The organism is Bartonella sp. PS7NMGDW (genome assembly GCF_042193585.1).
Taxonomy (GTDB): domain Bacteria; phylum Pseudomonadota; class Alphaproteobacteria; order Rhizobiales; family Rhizobiaceae; genus Bartonella; species Bartonella grahamii.
This window is the reverse complement of the sequence record NZ_JBHILX010000127.1, coordinates 1-570: the sequence shown is the minus strand read 5'-3', so window position 1 is coordinate 570 and position 570 is coordinate 1. Positions and strand designations below refer to the sequence as shown.

At 37.5% G+C, this 570-nt stretch carries 2 protein-coding genes; both read right to left on the bottom strand.

What is annotated here, in order from left to right:
* A partial coding sequence (gene ssb / locus ACFIKJ_RS09690) for a single-stranded DNA-binding protein (RefSeq protein ID WP_375670574.1) occupies nt 1-359 on the bottom strand: 359 nt, incomplete at its 3' end.
* A gap of 85 nt (nt 360-444) precedes the next feature.
* The coding region (locus ACFIKJ_RS09685; protein ID WP_375670575.1) for a DnaB-like helicase C-terminal domain-containing protein at nt 445-570 on the bottom strand (126 nt) is incomplete at its 5' end.

Genomic DNA, 570 nt, shown 5'->3' with positions numbered 1-570 from the left:
TCTTGATTATCATCATTTTTGCCATCTAAAAGCTTTAACTCGCCTTTGTACTGAGGCAATATGACTTCTGTTACATACCGTTCAACACCGTTTTTATCTTGCCATTTACGGGTTTGTAGTCGCCCCTCGATATAAACTTTGCTGCCTTTATTCAGATACTGGAGTGCTATTTTTGCAAGATGTGGATTAAACACCACAATGGAATGCCATTCGGTTTTGTCTATTCTCTTATTGGTTGCCTTGTCTGTATAGCTCTCAGACGTTGCCATTCGAAAATTGACCACCTCGGTGCCAGATGACATTGTTTTGCTTTCGGGATTGGCACCTAAATGACCAATTAAAATCACTTTATTAAGCATGTTTGTAAGTCCCATTAAATGATGTAAAGATCATAACATGTTTTATGTGTTTTTACAATGTTTTCAGTTAGCTAATAACAATTATTTAATGTTTTACATTATGTGCTAAATCACTAAAGCGTGTAAAATCGGATTGAAAGGCAAGGGGAACGATTCCTGTCGGACCATGGCGTTGTTTTGCTATAATAACCTCGGCTTTACCCTTGGCTTG